Genomic DNA, 21,315 nt, shown 5'->3' with positions numbered 1-21,315 from the left:
GGATGTGAAGAAGGTGTGAAACGGACGGAGCCGCACTGCGCGAGGCCGGACGGCCCATGCGCGCGGTGCGCCCCGGAATTCAAAAGCGGGGCCGCGCGCATACAGCGTTGGGCCCCGCAAACGGCTTCCATCATACCATCGCGCGTGCGCCGTCCCGACCGTCGCCGGGTTTGTCCGGTGCCGGCGCGGCGCGATGGACCCGGCTCGACAGCAGCGTCGCCAGCACGATGCACGCGCCGCCCGCCCACTCGCGCGCGCTCGGCAGCTCGTTCGCGAACACCCATGCCGACAGCGCGGTGATCACGATCTCGAACAGCATGATGATCGACGCACGGTTCGCCGGCACGCGCGCCAGCCCGTATTGCACGAGCAGGTTGTTCGACGCCATCGTCACGCCGATCGCGACGATGATCAGCGCGGCCGTGCCGAGCTGGCCGCCCGTCGGCGCCGCCGGTATCCCCTCGAACAGCGACGCGATCGCGCCGAACACGGCCGCGCCGCCGAACAGCGTCGCGGTGCGCATCTCGGCGCGCATCTCCGGCAGCTCGCGACTCGCCTTGATCACGAGCACGTTGCTCATCGCGAAGCTCAACCCGGCCGCGAGACCGGCCCATTCGGCCGGAGTGGCCGGCAGCGGCAGGCCGAGCTTCGGCGACCACAGCATCAGCATCGCGCCGCCGATCGACAGCGCCGCAAGCCCCGCGCCGGCCCAGGTCAGCCGCTCGCGCAGCAGGAAGTGCGCGTAGATCGCGGTCCACGCGGGGGTCAGGTAGAACAGCAGCATCACGCGCAGCACTTCGCCGTGGATCGTGCCCCACACGAACCCGAGGTTCGTCACGCCGGCCGTCACCGCGATGCCGGGCAGCACCCAGTGCCAGCGCAGCGTCGAGATCGTGCGGTGCCGCGCGAATATCACGAACAGGAAGGCGACGAGGCTCGTCAGCGCGCTCGCCAGCGTGCCCGTCACGCCCAGCGATGCCAGGATCCGCAGCGGATACCAGATCAGGCCCCATACCGATGCGCCGATCAGGATGGCCAGCGTCGGCAGGCTGCCGCGTACCGCGTTATTCATTTGGTTCAATACCCTTTATTCGACTGGCCCGGCCGCCGTTCCGGCGGGCCGCGACCACATTCCGTCACGCTATAATCGTTCGTTGCGACCCGCGCACCATCGGCGCCCGTTCGCAGCCGCGCGGCACGCCCGCCGCTTCTTTCGCTCCAACCGGCCGCGATGGCCGCTTCGCCCGTGAACCCTCGACTCGACTCGCTCCAGCCCTATCCCTTCGAAAAGCTGCGCGCCCTGTTCAAGGACGTGACGCCCTCCGGCGCCCTCAAACCGATCAGCTTCGGCATCGGCGAGCCCAAACATGCGACTCCGGCGCTGATCCGCGACGCCGTGGTGGCCGCGCTCGACGGTCTCGCATCTTACCCGGCCACCGCCGGCTCGGACGCGCTGCGCACGTCGATCGCGCACTGGCTCGAGCGCCGCTACGGGCTGCCGGCCATCGATCCGGCGACGCAGGTGCTGCCCGTGTCGGGGTCCCGCGAAGCACTGTTCTCGCTTGCGCAGACGGTGATCGACGCACGCCCGTCCGGACAGGGCGAGAAAGCGATCGTACTCTGTCCGAATCCTTTCTATCAAATTTACGAAGGCGCGGCGCTGCTGGCCGGCGCCGAACCCTATTTCGCGAACAGCGACCCGGCCCGCAACTTCGCGTGCGACTACGCGTCCGTGCCCGACGAAGTCTGGGCGCGCACGCAACTGCTGTATGTCTGCTCGCCGGGCAACCCGACGGGCGCCGTGCTGACGCTCGACGACTGGCGCGAGCTGTTCGCGCTGTCCGACCGCCACGGTTTCGTGATCGCATCCGACGAGTGCTATTCGGAAATCTATTTCGACGAAGCGGCGCCGCCGCTCGGCGGCCTCGAGGCCGCGCACCGCCTCGGCCGCGGCTTCGAGCGACTCGTGATGCTGTCGAGCCTGTCGAAGCGCTCGAACGTGCCGGGCATGCGCTCGGGCTTCGTCGCCGGCGACGCGGCGCTGCTGAAGAAATTCCTGCTGTACCGCACCTATCACGGCGCGGCGCTGTCGCCGGTCTGGCAGCACGCGAGCGTCGCCGCTTGGAACGACGAGGCACACGTGCGCGAGAACCGCGCGCTGTACCTGCAGAAGTTCAATACCGTCACGCCGATGCTGGCCGACGTGATCGACGTGAAGCTGCCGGACGCGGCGTTCTACCTGTGGGCCAACGTGTCGCGCACCGGGCTGTCGGACACCGAGTTCGCCCGCCACCTGTACGCCGACTATAATGTGACGGTTCTGCCCGGCTCGTACCTGGCGCGCGATGCGCACGGCACGAATCCGGGCCGCGATTTCATCCGGATCGCGCTCGTCGCGGGCACCCCCGAATGCGTCGAGGGCGCGCAACGCATCGTCGATTTCTGCCGGTCTCTCGCGCGGTAATCTTCCATCCGATCAATTCCATCCATCTCCTGCGAAAACGAACATGTCGCAACAACTTCAGCAAATCATCGATACCGCCTGGGACAACCGCGCCGAGCTGTCGCCGAAGGCCGCACCGGCCGACGTCCGCGAAGCCGTCGCGCACGCGATCGAGCAGCTCGACAAAGGCGCGCTGCGCGTTGCCGAGAAGATCGACGGCAACTGGACCGTGCACCAGTGGCTGAAGAAGGCCGTGCTGCTGTCGTTCCGCCTGGAGGACAACGCACCGATGCCTGCCGGCGGCTACTCGCAGTTCTACGACAAGGTGCCGTCGAAGTTCGCGAACTACACCGCTGAAGATTTCGCCGCAGGCGGCTTCCGCGTCGTCCCGCCGGCCATCGCGCGCCGCGGCTCGTTCATCGCGAAGAACGTCGTGCTGATGCCGTCGTACACCAACATCGGCGCGTACGTCGACGAAGGCACGATGGTCGACACCTGGGCAACGGTCGGTTCGTGCGCGCAGATCGGCAAGAACGTGCACCTGTCGGGCGGCGTCGGTATCGGCGGCGTGCTCGAGCCGCTGCAGGCGAACCCGGTCATCATCGAAGACAACTGCTTCATCGGCGCGCGCTCGGAAGTCGTCGAAGGCGTGATCGTCGAGGAAAACTCGGTGATCTCGATGGGCGTCTACCTCGGCCAGAGCACGAAGATCTACGATCGCGAAACGGGCGAAGTCAGCTACGGCCGCATCCCGGCCGGCTCGGTCGTCGTCGCCGGCAACCTGCCGTCGAAGGATGGCTCGCACAGCCTGTACTGCGCGGTGATCGTCAAGAAGGTCGACGCCAAGACGCGCGCGAAGGTCGGCCTGAACGAGCTGCTGCGAGGCGACTGATGGCAAAGCCGCACACCGTGGTCGTCTACGGCATTCCAAACTGCGACACCGTGAAGAAGGCCCGCGTGTGGCTCGACGATCACGGCGTCGAATTCGAGTTTCACGACTTCAAGAAACTCGGTGTCAGCGCGCCGCTCGTCGAGGACTGGCTGAAGGACGTGTCGCTCGACGCGCTCGTGAACAAGCGCGGCACGACGTGGCGCGGCCTGGACGACGCGATGAAGGCGGCCGCCGAAACGAAGGCCGGCGCGGTCGCGCTGATGATCCACAAGCCGTCGGTCATCAAGCGCCCCGTGCTGGTGGTCAATGGCCGTGTGAAATCGCTCGGCTTCGTGGCCGATCAATACGCGGCGCTGTTTGCCGCATAGGGCTGCCCGCGCTGCGCGGCGCCCGTTCGCGCAGCGCACGACGTCTCATCGCTGCCGGCCACCGCGCCGGCATTTTTTATCGAAAAGTGGTCCGAACCATGTCCGCCACCCTAGCCCTTACCGAACAGCTGATCGCCCGCGCGTCCGTGACGCCCGACGACCAGCATTGCCAGCAGATCATGACCGAGCGCCTCGCCGCGCTCGGCTTCGAATGCGAGACCATCGCGTCGCACGGCGTGACCAATCTGTGGGCCGTCAAGCGCGGCACCGACGGCCGCGACGGCAAGCTGCTCGCGTTCGCGGGCCACACCGATGTCGTGCCGACCGGCCCGCTCGAGCAGTGGAGCTCGCCGCCGTTCATCCCCGCCCATCGTGACGGCAAGCTGTACGGCCGCGGCGCGGCCGACATGAAGACGTCGCTCGCGGCGTTCGTCGTCGCGTCCGAGGAATTCGTCGCAGCCCATCCCGGCCACCGCGGCGCGATCGCGTTCCTGATCACGAGCGACGAGGAAGGCCCCGCCACCGACGGCACCGTGAAGGTCGTCGAGCTGCTCGAAGCACGCGGCGAACGCATGGACTACTGCATCGTCGGCGAGCCGACGTCGACCACCGAGCTCGGCGACGTCGTCAAGAACGGCCGCCGCGGCTCGATGTCGGGCGAACTCGTCGTCAAGGGCGTTCAGGGCCACATCGCGTATCCGCACCTCGCGAAGAACCCGATCCACCTGCTCGCGCCGGCGCTCGCGGAGCTCGCCGCCGAGCAGTGGGACGAAGGCAACGAGTACTTCCCGCCGACCACCTGGCAGGTGTCGAACCTGCACGCCGGCACCGGCGCGACCAACGTGATTCCCGGCCACGCCGACCTGCTGTTCAACTTCCGCTTCTCGACCGCGAGCACGGTCGAGGGCCTGCAGGCGCGCGTGCACGCGATCCTCGACAAGCACGGCCTCGAATACACGCTGAAATGGTCGGTAAGCGGCCTGCCGTTCCTCACGCCGCGCGGCGAGCTGTCGGGCGCGCTGGAAAACGCGATCCGCACCGAGACCGGCATCACGACCGAACTGTCGACGACCGGCGGCACGTCGGACGGCCGTTTCATCGCGCGCATCTGCCCGCAGGTGATCGAGTTCGGCCCGCCGAACGGCAGCATCCACAAGATCGACGAGCACATCGAAGTGCGCTTCGTCGACCCGCTGAAGAACGTGTACCGCCGCGTGCTCGAACAACTGATCGCCTGATGGAGCCTCGCATGACGACACCTTTTGCCACTGTTCGCGACCTGCTGCGCTACGCGGTCACGCGCTTCTCGAAAGCGAAGCTCGCGTTCGGCCACGGCTCCGACAATGCGTACGACGAAGCGGCCTACCTCGTGCTGCGCACGCTCGACCTGCCGCTCGACACGCTCGAGCCGTTCCTCGACGCGCGGCTGCTGCCCGACGAAATCGCGGCCGTGCTCGCGGTGATCGAGCGGCGCGCGACCGACCGCGTGCCGGCCGCGTACCTCACGCATGAAGCGTGGATGCACGGCCACCGCTTCTACGTCGACGAACGTGTGATCGTGCCGCGCTCGTTCATCGGCGAGCTGCTCGACGACGGGCTGCAGCCGTATGTGGCCGATCCCGAGCAGGTCGGCGCGGTGCTCGAGCTGTGCACGGGCTCCGGCTGCCTCGCGATCCTGGCGGCGAGCGCGTTCCCGAACGCCGAGATCGACGCGGTCGACCTGTCCGACAAGGCACTCGAAGTCGCCGAGATCAACGTGCGCGACTACGGCCTCGAAGACCGCGTCGCACTGCATCGCGGCGACCTCTACGCGCCGCTGCCCGCGTTCCGCACCGACCCGGGCTCACGCTATGACGTGATCCTGACCAACCCGCCCTACGTGAACGCGTCGTCGATGGCCGCACTGCCGCCCGAGTACCGGCACGAGCCGGAGATGGCGCTCGCGGGTGGCGATGACGGGATGGACATCGTGCGACGCATCGTCGCCGAAGCCCACCGCTGGCTGCACGACGACGGCGTGCTCGTCGTCGAGATCGGCAACGAGCGCGAAAACGTCGAAGCCGCGTTCGGTGGCCTCGAACTCACGTGGCTGCCCACCAGCGCGGGCGACGACGCCGTGTTCCTGATCCAGGCGTCGGACCTGCCGCGCAAGGGCTGAACCTTTCCGGCTTGCCACCGTGCGGCGCACCGTTGCGCCGCACGGTTGGGTAAGATGCGCGTAGGCGGCCGCCCGGCCGCGCGACCTCAGGAGTCCGTCACGCGCCCATGACCCTCGACTGGCTACATCTCGGCACCCTGATCCTGACCATCCACGTGCTCGGGATCGTCGCGGCGTGCCACGCGATCATGAATACGCGTACGTCGCAAGGCGCGATCGCGTGGGCCGTCTCGCTCGCCGCGATGCCGTACCTGACGCTCGTTCCGTACCTGTTCCTCGGCCGCAGCAAGTTCTCCGGCTACGTCGACGCACGGCGCCACGAGCTGGAATTGTTGCGCACGCACACGCCGCGCTCGCCGTGGCTCAGCAGCGACGCGACCGACGGGCCGGCCGCCGACGCGCTCGGCCAGGCCGCCGTGCTCGCGCTCACGCGGCTCGGCGGCATGCCGTTCCTCGGCGGCAATTCGGTGCGCACGCTCGTGAACGGCGACGCGACGTTCTCGGCGATCCTGGCGGCTATCGACGCCGCGCGTGACTACGTGGTGGTGCAGTTCTTCATCGTGCGCGACGATGCGCTCGGCCGGATGCTGCGCGACTCGCTGCTCGCGCGTGCGGCAGCCGGCGTGCGCTGCTGCCTGCTGTACGACAGCATCGGCAGCTTCGACCTGCCGCACAGCTACGTCGACACGCTGCGCCGGGGTGGCGTCGAAGTTCATCCGTTCGCGACCAACCGGAAGTTCGTCAACCGTTTCCAGCTCAACTTCCGCAACCATCGCAAGATCGTCGTCGTCGACGGCAATCGCGCGTTCGTCGGCGGCCACAACGTCGGCGTCGAGTATCTCGGCGCGAAGCCACGCCTGTCGCCGTGGCGCGACACGCACATCGAGATCCGCGGCCCGGTGGTCGCGAGCATCCAGTACGTGTTCGCCGAAGACTGGCATTGGGCGACGCAGAAACTGCCGCCCCTCGCGCTGCCGCCGCCCGCGCAGCCCGGCGACAACATGCATTGCCTCGCGGTGCCGATGGGGCCGGCCGACAAGCAGGAGACAGGCTCGCTGTTCTTCGTCGAGGCGATCAACGCTGCGCGCGAGCGGGTCTGGATCACCACGCCGTACCTCGTCCCCGACGAAGCCGTGATCTCCGCGTTGAAGCTCGCCGTGATGCGCGGCGTCGACGTGCGCATCCTGATCCCGAGCCGGCGCGATCACTACGTGGTGTTCGAAGCGTCGAAGCTGTACGCACGCGACCTGGTCGATGCGGGCGTCAAGGTGTTCCGCTACCGGCCGGGCTTCCTGCACCAGAAGGTCGTGCTGATCGACCGCATCGCGGCGGCGATCGGCAGCGCGAATCTCGACAACCGCTCGTTCCGCCTCAATTTCGAGATCATGGTGCTGACCGTCGACCGCACGTTCGCCGATGAGGTCGAGACGATGCTGGATGCCGATTTCGCGCAGGCGTACGAGGTCGATGCGAACGAATACCGCCGGTCGCCCGCCTGGCGGCGCATCGCGATGCACGTCGCACGGCTGTTCTCACCGATCCTCTGACGGCCGGGACGGTGGCGGCGCCCGTGCGATCCGCACCGGCGCCGCGAACGCCGCCGGCAGCCGTCACAGCAGCTTGTCGATATCCGCGGCGATTTCGTCGGGCTTGGTAGACGGCGCGTAGCGCTTGACGATGCGCCCTTCGCGATCGATCAGGAATTTCGTGAAATTCCACTTGATCGCCTTGAGGCCGAGGATGCCGGGCGCCTCGTCGGTCAGGTAGCGGTACAGCGGATGGGCATGGTCGCCCTTCACGTCGATCTTCGCGAACATCGGGAAGGTGACGCCGTAATTGCGCTCGCAGAACGCGCCGATCTGCGCGGCGTCGCCGGGCTCCTGCTTGCCGAACTGGTTGCACGGAAAGCCGAGCACATAGAAGCCGCGTGCCGCGTACTGGTCGTACAGCTTCTGCAGCCCCGCGTACTGCGGCGTGAAACCACACTCGCTCGCGGTGTTGACGATCAGCAGCACCTTGCCGCGATACGCGTCGAGCGAGACCGGCGCGCCGGCAAGCGTCTCTGCGCTGAACGAATACAGGGTGGACATCGGGCACTCCTCTTACGAAACCGGATCGACGTGAAGTCTAGGCGAAATTGCCCCGTTGCGGCATCCGCCGAACGGCCAATCCCCGGCGCGAGCGGCGCGCAGTCTAGAATAGCGGTTTTGGCCAGTCATCTCCGCCGTGATCCGTTTCAATCAGTTCAGCCTTGCGCGCGGCACCAAGCCGCTGTTCGAGTCGACCTCCTTCGTGCTCAATCCCGGCGAGAAAGCCGGCCTGATTGGCGCGAACGGCGCCGGCAAGTCGACCCTGTTCTCGGTCCTGCGCGGCGAGTTGCACTCGGACGGCGGCGATTTCTCGATGCCGCCGTCGTGGCGGATCGCCCATGTGTCGCAGGAAACGCCCGCCGTCGACCGCTCGGCGCTCGACTACACGCTCGACGGCGACGCCGCGCTGCGCGAGATCGAGGCGCGCATCGCCGCCGCGTCGGCTGCGCATGACGGCGCCGCCGAAGCCGATGCGCACGCGGCGTTCGCCGACGCCGACGGCTACACCGCACCCGCCCGTGCCGAGGCGCTGCTGCTCGGCCTCGGCTTCACGCTCGCGCAGACGCGCGAATCCGTCGCCAGCTTCTCCGGCGGCTGGCGCATGCGCCTGAACCTCGCGCAGGCGCTGATGTGCCGTTCCGACCTGCTGCTGCTCGACGAACCGACGAACCACCTCGACCTCGACGCGATCGTCTGGCTCGAAGACTGGCTGCACCGCTACCCCGGCACGCTCGTCGTGATTTCGCACGACCGCGAATTCCTCGATTCGATCTGCAATGTCACGCTGCATCTGGAAAACCGCCAGGTGAAGCGCTACGGCGGCAACTACTCGCAGTTCGAAGTGCTGCGCGCACAGCAACTGGCGTTGCAGCAAAGCGCCTACGAAAAGCAGCAGAAGACGATCGAACACCTGCAGAGCTTCGTCGACCGCTTCAAGGCCAAGGCGACCAAGGCCAAGCAGGCCCAGAGCCGGATGAAGGCGCTCGAGAAGATGGAGTTGATCGCGCCCGCGCACATCGCGTCGCCGTTCACGTTCGAATTCCGTACGCCCGACGCCGCGCCGAATCCGATGATGGTGATGGAAGACGTCCGCTGCGGCTACCGCGCCGACGGCGGAGCAGAGATCCCGATCGTCGAGCGGGTCGCGCTGTCGATCCAGAACGGCCAGCGCATCGGCCTGCTCGGCGCGAACGGCCAGGGCAAGTCGACTTTGATCAAGACGCTGGCCGGCACGCTCGCGCCGCTGTCGGGGCACGTCCGAGACGGCAAGGGGCTGACGATCGGCTATTTCGCCCAGCACCAGCTCGAAACGCTGCGCGAGGACGATTCGCCGCTCGCGCATCTGGCGCGGCTCGCGCCCGACACGCGCGAGCAGGAACTGCGCGACTTCCTCGGCGGCTTCAACTTCTCGGGCGACATGGCGACCACCCCGGTCGGGCCGTTTTCGGGCGGTGAAAAGGCACGCCTCGCGCTCGCGCTGATCATCTGGCAGAAGCCCAACCTGCTGCTGCTCGACGAACCCACCAACCACCTCGACCTCGAAACGCGTCATGCGCTGACGATGGCGCTCGCGCAGTTCGAAGGCACGCTGATCCTCGTCTCGCACGACCGCCACCTGCTGCGCGCCACGACCGACCAGTTCATGCTGGTGGCGAAGCACCGGCTGCAGCCGTTCGACGGCGACCTCGACGACTACCGCGACTGGCTGCTGCAGCACGCGGCCGAGCAGCGCGCCGCCGCGAAGGCCGACAGCGCCGCTGCGCCGGGCGCGGGTGCCGCGACCAACCGCAAGGACCAGAAGCGTCAGGCCGCCGAGGAGCGGCAGCGCCTGTCGGTGTTGAAGAAGCCGCTGCAGACGCGCATCACGAAGCTCGAGAAGGAGATGGAGACGCTGCACGCGGAGAAGGCGCGCCTCGACGCATTCGTCGCCGATCCGGCGAGCTACGCAGCCGAGCGCAAGACGGAACTGACCGATGCGATCCGCAAGCTCGGCGACGTCAACACGCGCCTCGAAACGGTTGAGGCCGACTGGCTCGCCGCGCACGAAGAACTCGAACAGATCGGCTGAACGCGGCCGCTGTACCGCCGGCCGGTGCCGCCGGCCCGGCACGCCGGCGAACGGGTTCTTCGACAAACCATCAGGCCCGCACAGGGCCCGGATGCAACAAGGCCGGACACATTGGCCCGGCCTTGTTATTACCGTCGTTTGCCGGCCGCTCGCCGTGCTGCCAGCTCAGCGTCGCGGCAACGTGTCGCGCGGCATCTGCTCGTCGTCCCCCATCAGGTACCGGCGCCCTTCGGTCGGCCGCCTGATCGCCGCGGCCACTTCCGCTTCCGTTACGTCCTCGGACACGACCTTGCGCGCCAGGCGCCCCTCTTCGTCGATCCATTCGACGATCCGGCATCCGCCGCCCCAGGGTTGGCGAATCGGCTCCGACACGCGGCAGCCACGCAGGTTGTAAAGGCGTCCGCTCGGCGCGTCCCCATACGATTTCAACATAGGTTCCCTTCGCATTGCGCGGTTCGACAATCCGGCAAAGGATAGGGAAAAGCGATGTCCGTCGGGTTACAGAACCCTACATCTTCTTTACAGTGAATTACGCGACAGATCGCCCGCTCGGATGGTCGGGGCGCCTGCCGGGCCGGTCACTCGAGATCGCGAACGCGGTCGATCGCCTGTTCGAGCCGATCGACGGCCATCACGTTCAGCCCTTCGATCGGCTGCTTCGGCGCATTAGCCTTCGGGATCAGCGCGGACGTGAAACCGAGCTTCGCGGCTTCCCGCAGCCGCTCCTGCCCGCGCGGCGACGGCCGGATCTCGCCCGCCAGCCCCACTTCGCCGAACACGATCAGCCCTTTCGGCAACGCCTTGTTGCGCATCGACGAATGGATCGCGAGCAGCACCGCGAGGTCGGCGGCCGGCTCGGTGATCTTCACGCCGCCAACCGCATTGAGAAAGACGTCCTGGTCAAAGCACGCGATACCCGCATGCCGGTGCAGCACCGCGAGCAGCATCGCGAGCCGGTTCTGCTCGAGGCCGACCGCGAGCCGGCGCGGGTTCGGCACGTGCGCCGTATCGACGAGCGCCTGGATTTCGACGAGCAGCGGGCGCGTACCTTCCTGCGTGACGAGCACGCACGAGCCGGGCACGACCTGCTCGTGCTGCGACAGGAACAGCGCGGATGGATTCGTGACGCCGCGCAGGCCGCGCTCGGTCATCGCGAACACGCCGAGTTCGTTGACCGCACCGAAGCGGTTCTTGAACGCGCGCACGAGCCGGAACGACGAATGCGTGTCGCCTTCGAAATACAGCACCGTGTCGACGATGTGCTCGAGCACGCGCGGGCCGGCCAGGTTGCCCTCCTTCGTCACGTGCCCGACCATGATGATCGCGGTGCCCGACTGCTTCGCGATGCGCGTGAGCTGCGCCGCGCACTCGCGGACCTGCGCGACCGAGCCCGGCGCCGACGTGAGCGCTTCCGAATAGACGGTCTGGATCGAGTCGATCACGGCCACGTCCGGCCGTTCGGTGTCGATCGCGGCCTGGATCTTCTCGAGCTGGATCTCGGCGAGCAGCTTCAGTTCATCCGCCGGCGCACCGCCGTCGAGCAGTGCAAGCCGTTGTGCGCGCAACGCGATCTGCGCGGCCGATTCCTCGCCGCTGATATAGAGCGCGCGCCGCTCGCTCGCGATGTCCGCGAGCGACTGCAGCAGCAGCGTCGACTTGCCGATGCCCGGGTCGCCGCCGATCAGCACGACGCCGCCGGCAACCAGCCCGCCGCCGAGCACGCGGTCGAATTCGCCGATGCCGGTCGAGAAGCGCGGCACGTCGGCCGCTTCGATGTCGACGAGACGCTGGACGGGCGCCCGCTTCGCGAGCGACTGGAAACGATGGGCCGACGGCGCCTCGACGACCGATTCAACCAGCGTGTTCCAGGCCTGGCACGACGGGCATTGGCCCTGCCACTTCGGGGTCTGTCCGCCGCACTCGCTGCAGACGTATACGGTTTTCTGTTTGGCCACGCGCGACGCCCTTATTCCGCTCGCACGGGCACGCGGCCGGCGACCGCGCACATCAGCTCGTAACCGATCGTCCCGCAATGGCGGGCGACGTCGTCGATCGGCAGCGCGTTGCCCCACAGCTCGACGCGCGCGCCGACACCGGCCTGCGGGCACGGGGTCAGGTCGACGGTGATCATGTCCATCGATACGCGACCGACGATCCGCGTGCGGATGCCGTCGACGATCACGGGCGTGCCTTCGGGCGCGACCCGCGGATAGCCGTCGGCGTAACCGCACGCGACCACGCCGATCCGCATCGGCGCCTGCGCGGAAAACGTCGAGCCATAGCCGATGGCCTGGCCCTTCCCGATCGTCTGCACCGCGATCAGTTCGGACGCGAGCGTCATCGCAGGCTTCAGCCCGGTATCGGCGATGTCGGACGACAACCCGGACGGCGATGCGCCGTACAGCACGATCCCCGGGCGCACCCAGTCGAAGTGCGTGTCCGGATGCCACAGCACGGCCGCGGAGTTCGCGAGGCTGCGCGCACCGGCGATGTTTTCCGCGCCGCGCTCGAACGTCGCGAGCTGCTCGGCGACGCCGCGCTCGTTGTCCGCATCCGAAAAATGGGTCATCAACGTGATCTGGCCGATGCCGGGGCACGCGCGGGCGCGCTCCCATGCGGCGCGGTATTTTTCCGGCACGTAGCCGAGCCGGTTCATCCCGCTGTTCATCTTGAGCTGCACGTTGACGGGCTTCGACAGCCGCGCCGTTTCCAGCATCCGCATCTGCTCGTCGTTGTGGACGGTCGTCGTCAGGCTGTAGCGGTCGATCACGTCGATGTCGGTCGAGCGGAAGAACCCTTCGAGCAGCAGGATCGGGCCGGCCCAGCCGAGCTCGCGCAGCTTGACGGCCTCGTCGAGGTCGAGCAGGCCGAAGCCGTCGGTGCCGCGCAGGCCGGGAAACACTCGCGCGAGACCGTTACCGTACGCGTTGGCCTTGACGACCGCCCAGACCTTGGACGGGCCGGCAAAGCGGCGGACGACGGAAAGATTATTCGCGAGAGCGGCGGTATGGATGGTGGCGGAGATCGGGCGCGGCATGGGAAATTTACGTAAAGACGCTTGCGAATCATCAGCTTACCGCGCCTTTTGAGCACCGAAGCCGACAATTTGCGGAACGATCGGGGAATCTTGCTAGTCCGAACTGGCGTATTTTCATGTTATAAAGCCGTGCGCACAACCCATTTCGAACGGAATAAGCCGATCGCATACCAGGCGGCCTACGCGGCCCTGCCGCAGCGACGAAAGCATCGCATCAGATGAAAAAAGGTTTTTACACCATCATGGCCGCGCAGTTTTTCTCGTCGCTGGCCGACAATGCGCTCCTCATCGCCGCCATCGCCCTGCTGAAAGACCTCCACGCCCCCAACTGGATGACACCGCTGTTGAAGCTGTTCTTCGTGTTGTCCTATGTGGTGCTGGCGGCCTATGTCGGCGCCTTCGCGGATTCGCGCCCGAAGGGCCGCGTGATGTTCATCACCAACTCGATCAAGGTCGTCGGCTGCATGATCATGCTCCTCGGCGCCCACCCGCTGATCGCGTACGGGATCGTCGGTTTCGGCGCGGCGGCCTACTCGCCCGCGAAATACGGCATCCTCACCGAACTGCTGCCGGCCGACCGGCTGGTCGCCGCGAACGGCTGGATCGAAGGCACGACCGTCAGCTCGATCATTCTGGGCACCGTGCTGGGCGGTGCGCTGATCAGCCCGCACATCGCATCGCACGTGATCGCGCACACGCCCGCCTGGATCGGCACGCCCGCCGAAGCGGCGATGGCGATCATCATGGCGATCTACGTGATCGCCGCGCTGTTCAACCTGCGCATCCCCGATACGGGCGCCCGCTACCCGAAGCAGGAACGCGGCCCGGTCAAGCTCCTCACGGATTTCGCCGACTGCTTCATGGTGCTGTGGCGCGACAAGCTCGGCCAGATCTCGCTGGCGGTCACGACGCTGTTCTGGGGCGCGGGCGCGACGCTGCAGTTCATCGTGCTGAAGTGGGCTGAAGTCTCGCTCGGCATGTCGCTGTCGGAAGGCGCGATCCTGCAGGCCGTGGTCGCCGTCGGCGTCGCGGCAGGCGCAATCGCTGCTGCAGCGCGGATCCCGTTGAAGAAATCGCTGACCGTGCTGCCCGTCGGCATCATCATGGGCATCGCGGTGATGCTGATGGCGTTCTATACGCGTGACCTGTTCCCGTCGCACTGGGCCGTGCACTTCGGCCACCTGCGCATGCCCGTGTACCTGATCGTCGCTTACATCTTCCTGATCTGCGTCGGCGCGTTGTCCGGCTACTTCGTCGTTCCGATGAATGCGCTGCTGCAGCATCGCGGCCACGTGCTGCTGTCGGCCGGCCACTCGATCGCGGTGCAGAACTTCAACGAGAACCTGTCGGTGCTCGTGATGCTGTGCCTGTATGCGGTGCTCGTGTGGCTCGACGTGCCGGTCGGCGTCGTGATCGTGCTGTTCGGCACGTTCGTCTGCCTGACGATGTGGCTCGTGATGCGCCGTCACCAGGCGAACCAGCGCCAGTTCGACTCGGTCGCGCTGATCGGCGAATCGCGGCACTGACGCTACCCTTCCCGTTTCCGTCCGCCGGCGCCGGTCCTCGAACCGGCGCGTTGCCCTCATGACACGCCCGATACCCAATATCCTGACGATCGCCGGCTCCGATTCGGGTGGCGGCGCAGGCATCCAGGCCGACCTGAAGACCTTTTCCGCGCTCGGCGCATATGGCGCGAGCGTGATCACCGCGTTGACCGCTCAGAACACGCGCAGCGTGACAGGTGTGCATGCGCCGGACGCGGCGTTCGTGGCCGCACAACTCGATGCGGTGTTCGGCGATATCCGCATCGATGCGGTCAAGATCGGGATGCTCGCGAATGCCGCGATCGTGCACGCGGTGGCCGACGCGCTGCGCCGTTACGCGCCACGCTTCGTCGTGCTCGACACGGTGATGATCTCGAAGAGCTCGCACGCGCTGCTCGCGCCCGATGCCGTCGACGCGTTGCGCGAGGCGCTGCTGCCGCTCGCGACGGTCGTGACGCCGAACCTGCCCGAAGCGGCCGCCCTGCTGAACGATGCGCCCGCAACCACCGAAGACGAGATGGTGCGGCAAGGTCAGGCCTTGTTACAGACGGGCGCGCGCGCCGTGCTGATGAAAGGCGGCCACCTGCCCGACGCGTCCGCGAGCCCCGACTGGCTCGTCGAAGCAGCGCGCACCGTGCGGCTCGATGGCGCACGCGTGCCGGTCAGCAACACGCACGGCACCGGCTGCACGCTGTCGTCGGCGATCGCCGCGCTGCTGCCGCAGCAGCCCGACCTCGAAAGCGCGGTGCGCGAAGCCAAGATCTACCTGACCGGCGCGATCGCCGCGAGTGGCCGCCTCGACGTCGGGCACGGCGTCGGCCCCGTCCATCACTTCCATCGCTGGTGGTAAGCGCCGGCTAGCCCGGCGTCAGCGATCCTGCGCCGCGAACGCCTGCGCGCGCGCCGGCCAGTCGTCCGGCACGATGAAGCCGCGCGCCGTCTCGCGCCACGTGCCATCGCCACCCTTCTCATGGATACCGATCAACGCGGGAGTCTCGCGTGCTGTCAGCACGGACGGCGGTTCCAGAGTGGCCGCCAGCGTTTCGGGTTCGAATCCGCTATCGACGGCAGCCCGTCGCGGCGCAAGCCACGCCAGCCGCGGCAACACGCTCCATGCGACGCCAGCACGCTGCGCGGCCGCCCAGGCCGGCCACTGCGCGTGCGTGAGCCAGAAACCGTGCGGGTGATCCGGCGCGATTTCCGCGGACACCGACGGCAGCGGCGCGCCGTGCGGATAGAACAGCCAGCCCTTGATGAACATCTGCGCATCGGACGGCGCGCCGTAGCCGAGCCGCGCAAACGCGTCGCGATCGCCGAGCCGCAACTGGTGCTCGAGCAACCGGCTGCGCTTGCGGTCGAACCGGTCGACGAGGTTGGGGCCGACGAAATCGGCGAGCGATGCACCGACTTGCACCGGCGCGCATAAATAGCACTTCACCGCGAGCTCCCAGTGCAGGCGCTGCCCGTCCGGTGCATCGACGAGAAAATCGACCTCGCCGAGCGTCTTGCCGTTGCTGCGCAGCGGCAGATTGGCCGCGACGAGCCGCAGCGACGGCCCATGCGTCAGGAAATACTCGAGCAGGCATTCGGCGTAGCGGCCGAGCCGGGTCGGCCGGAACCCGTCAAGTGCGCGATGCAGCGGCTCGGGCTGCGCATCGAGCGCGGCGAGCCATGTTTCGACAGCCGATTGCCCGGCCGCATCCAGCCACGGGCGCGCAAGCGGCGCGGCCGGCACCGCGGTCAGCAGGCTCGGGCTGGCCAGCAGCCAGCCCAGATCCCGGACCGCGACGTCGTGCAGCGTATCGACGAATGCGACCGCCGCGCCGGTCGTCATTGTCCGGCCGGCCCGTTCGCGTCGCCGCCCTCTGCGCGCCGGAACGTGTCGCGCGCGAGGCACAGGTCGGCCCACGCCTTCGACTTGTCCTGCAGGCTGCGCAACAGGTAGGCCGGGTGGTAGGTCACGATCACCGGCACACCTTCGTATGCATGCACGCGGCCGCGCAGCGACGCAATGCTCGCGTCCGTCTTCAGCAGGGTCTGCGCGGCGAAGCGGCCGAGTGCGACGATCAGTTTCGGCTTCACGAGCGCAACCTGGCGCTGCAGATAGGGCTCGCAGCTCGCGACCTCGTCCGGCTCCGGATTGCGGTTGCCGGGCGGCCGGCACTTGATCACGTTCGCGATGTACACGTTGTCGCCGCGCTTGAGCGACAGCGACTGCAGCATGTTGTCGAGGAGCTTGCCGGCCTGGCCGACGAACGGCTCGCCCTGCTTGTCCTCGTTCTCGCCCGGCGCTTCGCCGATCAGCATCCAGTCCGCTTCGCGGTCGCCGACGCCGAACACGGTGTTGGTCCGCTTGTCGCACAGCCGGCAAAGCGTGCAGTCCGACACGCGTGCAGCCAGCGCATCCCAGTCGAGCGCGGCAACCGGCGCACCGACGGGACGCGATTCGGCCACCGGCACGGGGTCGCCCGGCGGCGCCGCATCGAACCACGCGAAATCGTCGGGTCCGGCAGGCGGCATGTCGTCGATCGGCGGCATCGTGTCGGCCGACGCGACCGGCGCAACCGATGCAGGCGCGCGATCGCCATCGTCGACACGCCGCGCCGGAGCGACAGGCTCGCGAGCCGGCGGAGCATCGACGCGCCGCGCCACTGCCGGCGGTGCATCGTCCTGCACGGGCGTACGCGCGGAGCGCGCAGGTCGCTCGGTCGCGACGGCCGGCGCCGCGTCCGCCGCACCGGTTTGCGCGGCGGCGTGCGCGTCGGTTGCCGCGCCCTCGTCCGCGCCTTCATTCGCGCCTTGCTCGCGCCGCACCCAGATCTGCGCGAGGCCCATTTCCTCGAGCGCCGCTTCAGCCCATGCCATGCGCGTCCCCTTCGTCCTTGTTCAGCGTCAGACGCATCACGATCGCGTCCTCCCGACCGCGATGCTTCGCCGGGTAATAATTCTTGCGCCGGCCGATCGTCAAGAAGCCGAAGCGCTCGTACAGATGAATCGCGCGCGGGTTGGACGGCCGCACCTCGAGCAGCACGCCGCCGAGCCCTTCCGCGCGCGAAATGCGCACGGCCTCGCGCAGCAGCGCCAGGCCCGCGCCCGCGCGCTGCGCGGCCGGCGCGACGCACAGGTTCAGCAGGTGCATTTCGTCGATCACGGGCATCAGCACGCAATAGCCGATCAGCGAACCCGTCACGTGCCGCAGGCACACGCCCAGATAGCCGTTGCGCAACGAATCCTCGAAATTGCCGCGGCTCCACGGAAATTCGTACGCGACGCGTTCGATCGAGACGACCTCGTCGAGATCGGCATCCGTCATCGGCGCCAGATAACGGTCGCTCAACAGTACGCCTGTCATCCCTTCGCTCCGCCCGCCTGCGCGGCCCGTGCCGCGACGCGCTCGGCCGTGGTCTGGGCAACCTTGTCGCGCACGTACTCCGGCGCGGCCTGATCGGCCGGCACCGCGCGGCCGGCGCGGAACGCACGCAAAGCGGCATGGGCGACCGCCAGCGCATGCGGCATCGCGTCACCGTCGATCACGGCCGCGTGCGCCGCGGCCGGCAACTGCGCGCCGAACGCGGCGGCCGCATTGCCCGCGAGCGTGAACGGCGCATCGGGCACGCCGACGGCAGCCGGCGCGTCGAGCGAAGCCGGGTGCAGCGTGCGCCAGTCGCCGGCGCCGTCGTCCCACGCGAAATCTGCCCAGTAGGCTTCATCCATCCGCGCATCCAGCGCGGCCAGCACGCGGATCGTGCCGGGCGCGCGCAGCCGCGCGTGCTCGGCGCACGCGAGCAGCGTGCCGATCGGCACGACCGGCAGCCCGCGCCCGAACGCAAGACCCTGGGTGATCCCCGTCGCGGTGCGCAGGCCCGTGAACGAGCCGGGGCCCGAGCCGAAGGCGATCGCATCGCAATCGGCGAGCGTCAGCCCCGACTCGGCGAAAAGCTCCTGGATGGCCGGCAGCACGCGCGTGCTCGACACGGCGCCCGTCAGTTCGTGGCGGACCCAGGTTTGCGGGGTGGAAACGGCGTCATCGGCATGGGCCGAGCGCAGCAGCGCGACCGAGCAGTATTCGGTCGACGTATCGATGGCGAGGAGCACTGTTTGCGTCATGGGCGACATTGTAATGCGACGCCCCGCTCCCACGGGCGATCGGGCCCGATCCGCGCGTGCGCGCGGCACCCGGTGGCGGTTTGGAAGGATCGCTCGACCCCGCGCGGCGGTCCGCTTGTTAAGATCGCCCGACCTGAAACCCTTACGGAGACACCCGATGAGCGAACTCACCGCCCAATTCGACCAGGCCCAGATCGACGTCAAGCAACTGACGGAACGGCCGGGCAACCTGACCCTGCTGCGCCTTTACGCGCTCTTCAAGCAGGCGACCGACGGCGACGCCCATGGCGACAAGCCGGGTTTCACCGACATCGTCGGCAAATACAAGTACGACGCTTGGGATGCGCTGAAGGGCACGTCGCAGGATGCGGCAAAGCAGCAGTACATCGAACTCGTCGAATCGCTGAAGAACGGCACGGCTTCCTGATCGAACCACGCCCTTCGCAATAGGCAATCAAATCAGTGGCGCAGCGCAGCAAATCTCTTTATAATGCGGCCTGCGTCACCTCCGCGCTCGGCTCGCATGCCGTTCCGGCCCGACGCCTCGTAGCGTTAAGCTCCAATCCGGTTTAGAACCTGTCCCCTCCTGCTTCGACCCTAGCGGTCGTCACTTATCAGGCTGGCGGCCCCGCTCCTGAAGCGCGCCGCACCCAAAACAGCTTCTAATGCCTCATCCGCCGACTGTTCGGCGGATTGCACCCGTTTCCCGATTTGCTCGCTGAATCCGACGACTTGGGTATGCGCGATTGGCGCCGACGTTTCACCCACTGTGTTTCAAGGATTGTTATGACTTCGAGCATCAACTCCAGCCCGCTCAACGCGATCGCCGACCAGGCGCTCGGTCTCGACGACGCCGCCGCACCGGCCGCGGTCGAACCGGCGTCGGACGAGCCGAGCTTCGCGTCGCTCGGGTTGTCGCCGGAGATCGTCTCCGCGCTGCAGGCCGCCGGCTATGTGAAGCCGACGCCGGTCCAGCAGCGCGCGATTCCGGCCGGCATCGCCGGCCGCGACCTGCTGGTGTCGAGCCCGACCGGTTCGGGCAAGACGGCCGCATTCATGCTGCCCGCGATCGAACGTTTCGCGCAGCTCCAGAAGACGCTCGCGCAGCAACCGCGCGCGCCGCGCGAAGCAAGCCAGGGCGACCGCCGCGTGCGCCGCCCGCAACCCGTCGCGCGCCCGGGCCTGCTCGTGCTGACGCCGACCCGCGAACTCGCGATGCAGGTCACCACGGCCGCATCGACCTACGGCAAGCACCTGAAGCGCCTGCGCACGGTCAGCATCCTCGGCGGCGTCGCCTACGGCCAGCAGCTGATGCTGCTCGCGAAGAACCCCGAAATCCTGGTCGCCACGCCGGGCCGCCTGCTCGACCACCTCGAGCGTGGCCGTATCGACCTGTCCGAGCTGAAGATGCTCGTGCTCGACGAAGCCGACCGCATGCTCGACATGGGCTTCATCGACGATATCGAAACGATCGTCGCCGCGACGCCCGCGACGCGCCAGACGATGCTGTTCTCGGCGACGCTCGACGGCAAGATCGGTTCGCTGACGAGCCGCCTGCTGAAGGATCCCGAGCGCATCGAGATCCAGCAGCGCCTCGAGTCGCGCGCGAACATCGCGCAGACCGTGCACTACGTCGACGACCGCGACCACAAGGATCGCCTGCTCGATCACCTGCTGCGCGACGACTCGCTCGACCAGGCGATCATCTTCACGGCGACCAAGATCGACGCCGACCAGCTCGCCGGCCGTCTCGCCGACGCCGGCTTCGAATCGGCCGCGCTGCACGGCGACCTGCCGCAGGGCGCGCGCAACCGCACGATCCGTGCGCTGCGCGAGCGCCGCGTGCGCGTGCTGGTGGCCACCGACGTCGCGGCACGCGGTATCGACATCCCGGGCATCACGCACGTGTTCAACTACGACCTGCCGAAGTTCGCGGAAGACTACGTGCACCGTATCGGCCGCACGGGCCGCGCAGGCCGTTCGGGCATCGCGGTGAGCCTCGTGCACCACGCCGAGCAAGGCGCGCTCAAGCGCATCGAGCGTTTCGTGCGCTCGCCGCTGCCGGTCAACGTGATCGAAGGTTTCGAGCCGCGCAAGGCCCCCCCGCGCAACGGCGGCACTGGTGGCCGTGGCCGTCCGGGCGGCGGTAACGGCGGTCGACGTTTCGGCGGCAAGCCGGGCGGTGGCCATGGCGGCAACGGCCGCAGCTACGGCGGCGGCAATGGCGGCGGCTGGAGCGGCAAGCCGGGCGGCAGCCGTGACGGCGGCCCGCGTCGCGACGGCCAGCGCAGCGGCGGCCCGCGTCGCAGCAACTCCGCGTCGTAAGCACGCATGGGCGGCCACCGGCCGCCCGACGGAGGGCAGACCCGCGGATAGCCGCCCTGCCCATCCAGCCAACCGGCGCATCTGCGCCGGTTTTTTTTCGTCTCGCCCCACATTTCACCATACGGAAAATTTTTTTGTGTCGTAAAAAATCATGCTGCGTGGCACAACCCGGGCGATTGCGGGATGGGAAAAAGCATTTCTCATCCCGAAATAGTGATTGCAAATCATTGATTTAAAACAGCTAAAAATTTACGCCATCCGTCGGAAAGCCCCCTGTCCTGCC

General features: G+C 67.7%; 20 protein-coding genes. 11 read left to right on the top strand and 9 right to left on the bottom strand.

Annotated features, from left to right (window positions below; genetic code table 11):
- Nucleotides 1–130: 130 nt before the first annotated feature.
- Nucleotides 131–1,072, bottom strand: coding sequence for a DMT family transporter (locus HWX39_RS19045; protein WP_175969744.1), 942 nt, complete (start codon nucleotides 1,070–1,072; stop codon nucleotides 131–133).
- Between the two features lie 159 nt (nucleotides 1,073–1,231).
- Here HWX39_RS19045 and dapC point away from each other — a divergent pair, with 159 nt between their 5' ends.
- The 6 genes from dapC to cls all read left to right on the top strand — a co-directional run bounded on the left by dapC (nucleotide 1,232) and on the right by cls (nucleotide 7,408).
- Complete coding sequence (dapC, locus tag HWX39_RS19040; RefSeq protein ID WP_175969508.1) at nucleotides 1,232–2,464, top strand: succinyldiaminopimelate transaminase; 1,233 nt, start codon at nucleotides 1,232–1,234, stop codon at nucleotides 2,462–2,464.
- A gap of 43 nt (nucleotides 2,465–2,507) precedes the next feature.
- On the top strand, nucleotides 2,508–3,335 hold the full coding sequence (dapD, locus tag HWX39_RS19035) for a 2,3,4,5-tetrahydropyridine-2,6-dicarboxylate N-succinyltransferase (protein ID WP_014896723.1): 828 nt from the start codon (nucleotides 2,508–2,510) through the stop codon (nucleotides 3,333–3,335).
- The gene (locus HWX39_RS19030; protein ID WP_069248286.1) at nucleotides 3,335–3,703 is read left to right on the top strand and encodes an ArsC family reductase; all 369 of its coding nucleotides are present in this window, start codon (nucleotides 3,335–3,337) and stop codon (nucleotides 3,701–3,703) included. The genes dapD and HWX39_RS19030 overlap by 1 nt, the downstream gene beginning before the upstream one ends.
- Before the next feature lie 98 nt (nucleotides 3,704–3,801).
- Nucleotides 3,802–4,941 carry a succinyl-diaminopimelate desuccinylase gene (gene dapE / locus HWX39_RS19025; protein WP_047850710.1) on the top strand — a complete coding sequence of 380 codons (1,140 nt, stop codon included), beginning with the start codon at nucleotides 3,802–3,804 and terminating at the stop codon, nucleotides 4,939–4,941.
- Nucleotides 4,942–4,952: 11 nt separating this feature from the next.
- Complete coding sequence (gene prmB, locus HWX39_RS19020; RefSeq protein WP_175969507.1) at nucleotides 4,953–5,861, top strand: 50S ribosomal protein L3 N(5)-glutamine methyltransferase; 909 nt, start codon at nucleotides 4,953–4,955, stop codon at nucleotides 5,859–5,861.
- Between the two features lie 107 nt (nucleotides 5,862–5,968).
- Nucleotides 5,969–7,408 carry a cardiolipin synthase gene (cls, locus tag HWX39_RS19015; protein WP_175969506.1) on the top strand — a complete coding sequence of 480 codons (1,440 nt, stop codon included), beginning with the start codon at nucleotides 5,969–5,971 and terminating at the stop codon, nucleotides 7,406–7,408.
- A 63-nt stretch (nucleotides 7,409–7,471) separates the two neighbouring features.
- Here the strand turns inward: cls and HWX39_RS19010 are convergent, their stop codons facing one another.
- Nucleotides 7,472–7,951 (bottom strand): glutathione peroxidase, encoded by a 480-nt coding sequence (locus tag HWX39_RS19010; protein WP_175969505.1) that lies wholly within the window; start codon nucleotides 7,949–7,951, stop codon nucleotides 7,472–7,474.
- A gap of 136 nt (nucleotides 7,952–8,087) precedes the next feature.
- On the opposite strand from HWX39_RS19010, the gene HWX39_RS19005 reads away from it, so the two are divergent.
- On the top strand, nucleotides 8,088–10,019 hold the full coding sequence (locus HWX39_RS19005; protein ID WP_175969504.1) for an ATP-binding cassette domain-containing protein: 1,932 nt from the start codon (nucleotides 8,088–8,090) through the stop codon (nucleotides 10,017–10,019).
- A 165-nt stretch (nucleotides 10,020–10,184) separates the two neighbouring features.
- On the opposite strand, the gene HWX39_RS19000 is transcribed toward HWX39_RS19005, so the two are convergent.
- From HWX39_RS19000 to alr, 3 genes are all read right to left on the bottom strand, one after another.
- Entirely contained in the window at nucleotides 10,185–10,451 is a 267-nt protein-coding gene (locus tag HWX39_RS19000; RefSeq protein WP_175969503.1) for a DUF2866 domain-containing protein, read from the bottom strand.
- A 146-nt stretch (nucleotides 10,452–10,597) separates the two neighbouring features.
- Nucleotides 10,598–11,974: a DNA repair protein RadA gene (gene radA, locus HWX39_RS18995; RefSeq protein ID WP_175969502.1), complete on the bottom strand. Its 1,377-nt coding sequence runs from the start codon at nucleotides 11,972–11,974 to the stop codon at nucleotides 10,598–10,600.
- Between the two features lie 11 nt (nucleotides 11,975–11,985).
- Complete coding sequence (alr, locus tag HWX39_RS18990; RefSeq protein ID WP_175969501.1) at nucleotides 11,986–13,056, bottom strand: alanine racemase; 1,071 nt, start codon at nucleotides 13,054–13,056, stop codon at nucleotides 11,986–11,988.
- Between the two features lie 218 nt (nucleotides 13,057–13,274).
- Between alr and lplT the strand changes: the two genes are divergently transcribed.
- Nucleotides 13,275–14,582, top strand: a complete 1,308-nt coding sequence (gene lplT / locus HWX39_RS18985) for a lysophospholipid transporter LplT (RefSeq protein ID WP_175969500.1) — start codon at nucleotides 13,275–13,277, stop codon at nucleotides 14,580–14,582.
- Between the two features lie 58 nt (nucleotides 14,583–14,640).
- The gene (gene thiD, locus HWX39_RS18980; protein ID WP_175969499.1) at nucleotides 14,641–15,450 is read left to right on the top strand and encodes a bifunctional hydroxymethylpyrimidine kinase/phosphomethylpyrimidine kinase; all 810 of its coding nucleotides are present in this window, start codon (nucleotides 14,641–14,643) and stop codon (nucleotides 15,448–15,450) included.
- 18 nt (nucleotides 15,451–15,468) lie between these two features.
- On the opposite strand, the gene HWX39_RS18975 is transcribed toward thiD, so the two are convergent.
- Genes HWX39_RS18975 through tsaB form a run of 4 tightly spaced genes read right to left on the bottom strand, consistent with a single transcriptional unit; the run spans nucleotide 15,469 to nucleotide 18,716 of the window.
- Nucleotides 15,469–16,434 (bottom strand): DUF1853 family protein, encoded by a 966-nt coding sequence (locus HWX39_RS18975; RefSeq protein WP_175969498.1) that lies wholly within the window; start codon nucleotides 16,432–16,434, stop codon nucleotides 15,469–15,471.
- Complete coding sequence (locus tag HWX39_RS18970; protein WP_175969497.1) at nucleotides 16,431–17,465, bottom strand: uracil-DNA glycosylase; 1,035 nt, start codon at nucleotides 17,463–17,465, stop codon at nucleotides 16,431–16,433. Before HWX39_RS18970 ends, HWX39_RS18975 begins: the two co-directional genes overlap by 4 nt.
- Entirely contained in the window at nucleotides 17,452–17,952 is a 501-nt protein-coding gene (rimI, locus tag HWX39_RS18965) for a ribosomal protein S18-alanine N-acetyltransferase (RefSeq protein WP_175969496.1), read from the bottom strand. Before rimI ends, HWX39_RS18970 begins: the two co-directional genes overlap by 14 nt.
- Nucleotides 17,949–18,716, bottom strand: a complete 768-nt coding sequence (gene tsaB, locus HWX39_RS18960; protein WP_175969495.1) for a tRNA (adenosine(37)-N6)-threonylcarbamoyltransferase complex dimerization subunit type 1 TsaB — start codon at nucleotides 18,714–18,716, stop codon at nucleotides 17,949–17,951. Before tsaB ends, rimI begins: the two co-directional genes overlap by 4 nt.
- A gap of 148 nt (nucleotides 18,717–18,864) precedes the next feature.
- Here tsaB and HWX39_RS18955 point away from each other — a divergent pair, with 148 nt between their 5' ends.
- On the top strand, nucleotides 18,865–19,134 hold the full coding sequence (locus HWX39_RS18955; protein WP_011352486.1) for an acyl-CoA-binding protein: 270 nt from the start codon (nucleotides 18,865–18,867) through the stop codon (nucleotides 19,132–19,134).
- Between the two features lie 359 nt (nucleotides 19,135–19,493).
- Nucleotides 19,494–21,032, top strand: coding sequence for a DEAD/DEAH box helicase (locus HWX39_RS18950; RefSeq protein ID WP_175969494.1), 1,539 nt, complete (start codon nucleotides 19,494–19,496; stop codon nucleotides 21,030–21,032).
- The last annotated feature ends 283 nt before the right edge of the window (nucleotides 21,033–21,315 follow it).

Origin of the sequence: Burkholderia sp. BCC0322 (assembly GCF_902833045.1) — a bacterium.
In the GTDB taxonomy this organism is placed as follows: domain Bacteria; phylum Pseudomonadota; class Gammaproteobacteria; order Burkholderiales; family Burkholderiaceae; genus Burkholderia.
This window is presented reverse-complemented; position numbering and strand designations above follow the sequence as displayed.

Coding starts and splice junctions, on each gene's coding strand:
- dapD (WP_014896723.1), top strand. CDS start 2,508: ATGTCGCAACAACTTCAGCAAATCATCGATACCGCCTGGGACAACCGC.
- dapC (WP_175969508.1), top strand. CDS start 1,232: ATGGCCGCTTCGCCCGTGAACCCTCGACTCGACTCGCTCCAGCCCTAT.
- tsaB (WP_175969495.1), bottom strand. CDS start 18,716: ATGTCGCCCATGACGCAAACAGTGCTCCTCGCCATCGATACGTCGACC.
- HWX39_RS19010 (WP_175969505.1), bottom strand. CDS start 7,951: ATGTCCACCCTGTATTCGTTCAGCGCAGAGACGCTTGCCGGCGCGCCG.
- thiD (WP_175969499.1), top strand. CDS start 14,641: ATGACACGCCCGATACCCAATATCCTGACGATCGCCGGCTCCGATTCG.
- dapE (WP_047850710.1), top strand. CDS start 3,802: ATGTCCGCCACCCTAGCCCTTACCGAACAGCTGATCGCCCGCGCGTCC.
- HWX39_RS18970 (WP_175969497.1), bottom strand. CDS start 17,465: ATGGCATGGGCTGAAGCGGCGCTCGAGGAAATGGGCCTCGCGCAGATC.
- alr (WP_175969501.1), bottom strand. CDS start 13,056: ATGCCGCGCCCGATCTCCGCCACCATCCATACCGCCGCTCTCGCGAAT.
- cls (WP_175969506.1), top strand. CDS start 5,969: ATGACCCTCGACTGGCTACATCTCGGCACCCTGATCCTGACCATCCAC.
- lplT (WP_175969500.1), top strand. CDS start 13,275: ATGAAAAAAGGTTTTTACACCATCATGGCCGCGCAGTTTTTCTCGTCG.
- HWX39_RS19030 (WP_069248286.1), top strand. CDS start 3,335: ATGGCAAAGCCGCACACCGTGGTCGTCTACGGCATTCCAAACTGCGAC.
- HWX39_RS19045 (WP_175969744.1), bottom strand. CDS start 1,072: ATGAATAACGCGGTACGCGGCAGCCTGCCGACGCTGGCCATCCTGATC.
- HWX39_RS18950 (WP_175969494.1), top strand. CDS start 19,494: ATGACTTCGAGCATCAACTCCAGCCCGCTCAACGCGATCGCCGACCAG.
- HWX39_RS18955 (WP_011352486.1), top strand. CDS start 18,865: ATGAGCGAACTCACCGCCCAATTCGACCAGGCCCAGATCGACGTCAAG.
- HWX39_RS18975 (WP_175969498.1), bottom strand. CDS start 16,434: ATGACGACCGGCGCGGCGGTCGCATTCGTCGATACGCTGCACGACGTC.
- rimI (WP_175969496.1), bottom strand. CDS start 17,952: ATGACAGGCGTACTGTTGAGCGACCGTTATCTGGCGCCGATGACGGAT.
- prmB (WP_175969507.1), top strand. CDS start 4,953: ATGACGACACCTTTTGCCACTGTTCGCGACCTGCTGCGCTACGCGGTC.
- HWX39_RS19000 (WP_175969503.1), bottom strand. CDS start 10,451: ATGTTGAAATCGTATGGGGACGCGCCGAGCGGACGCCTTTACAACCTG.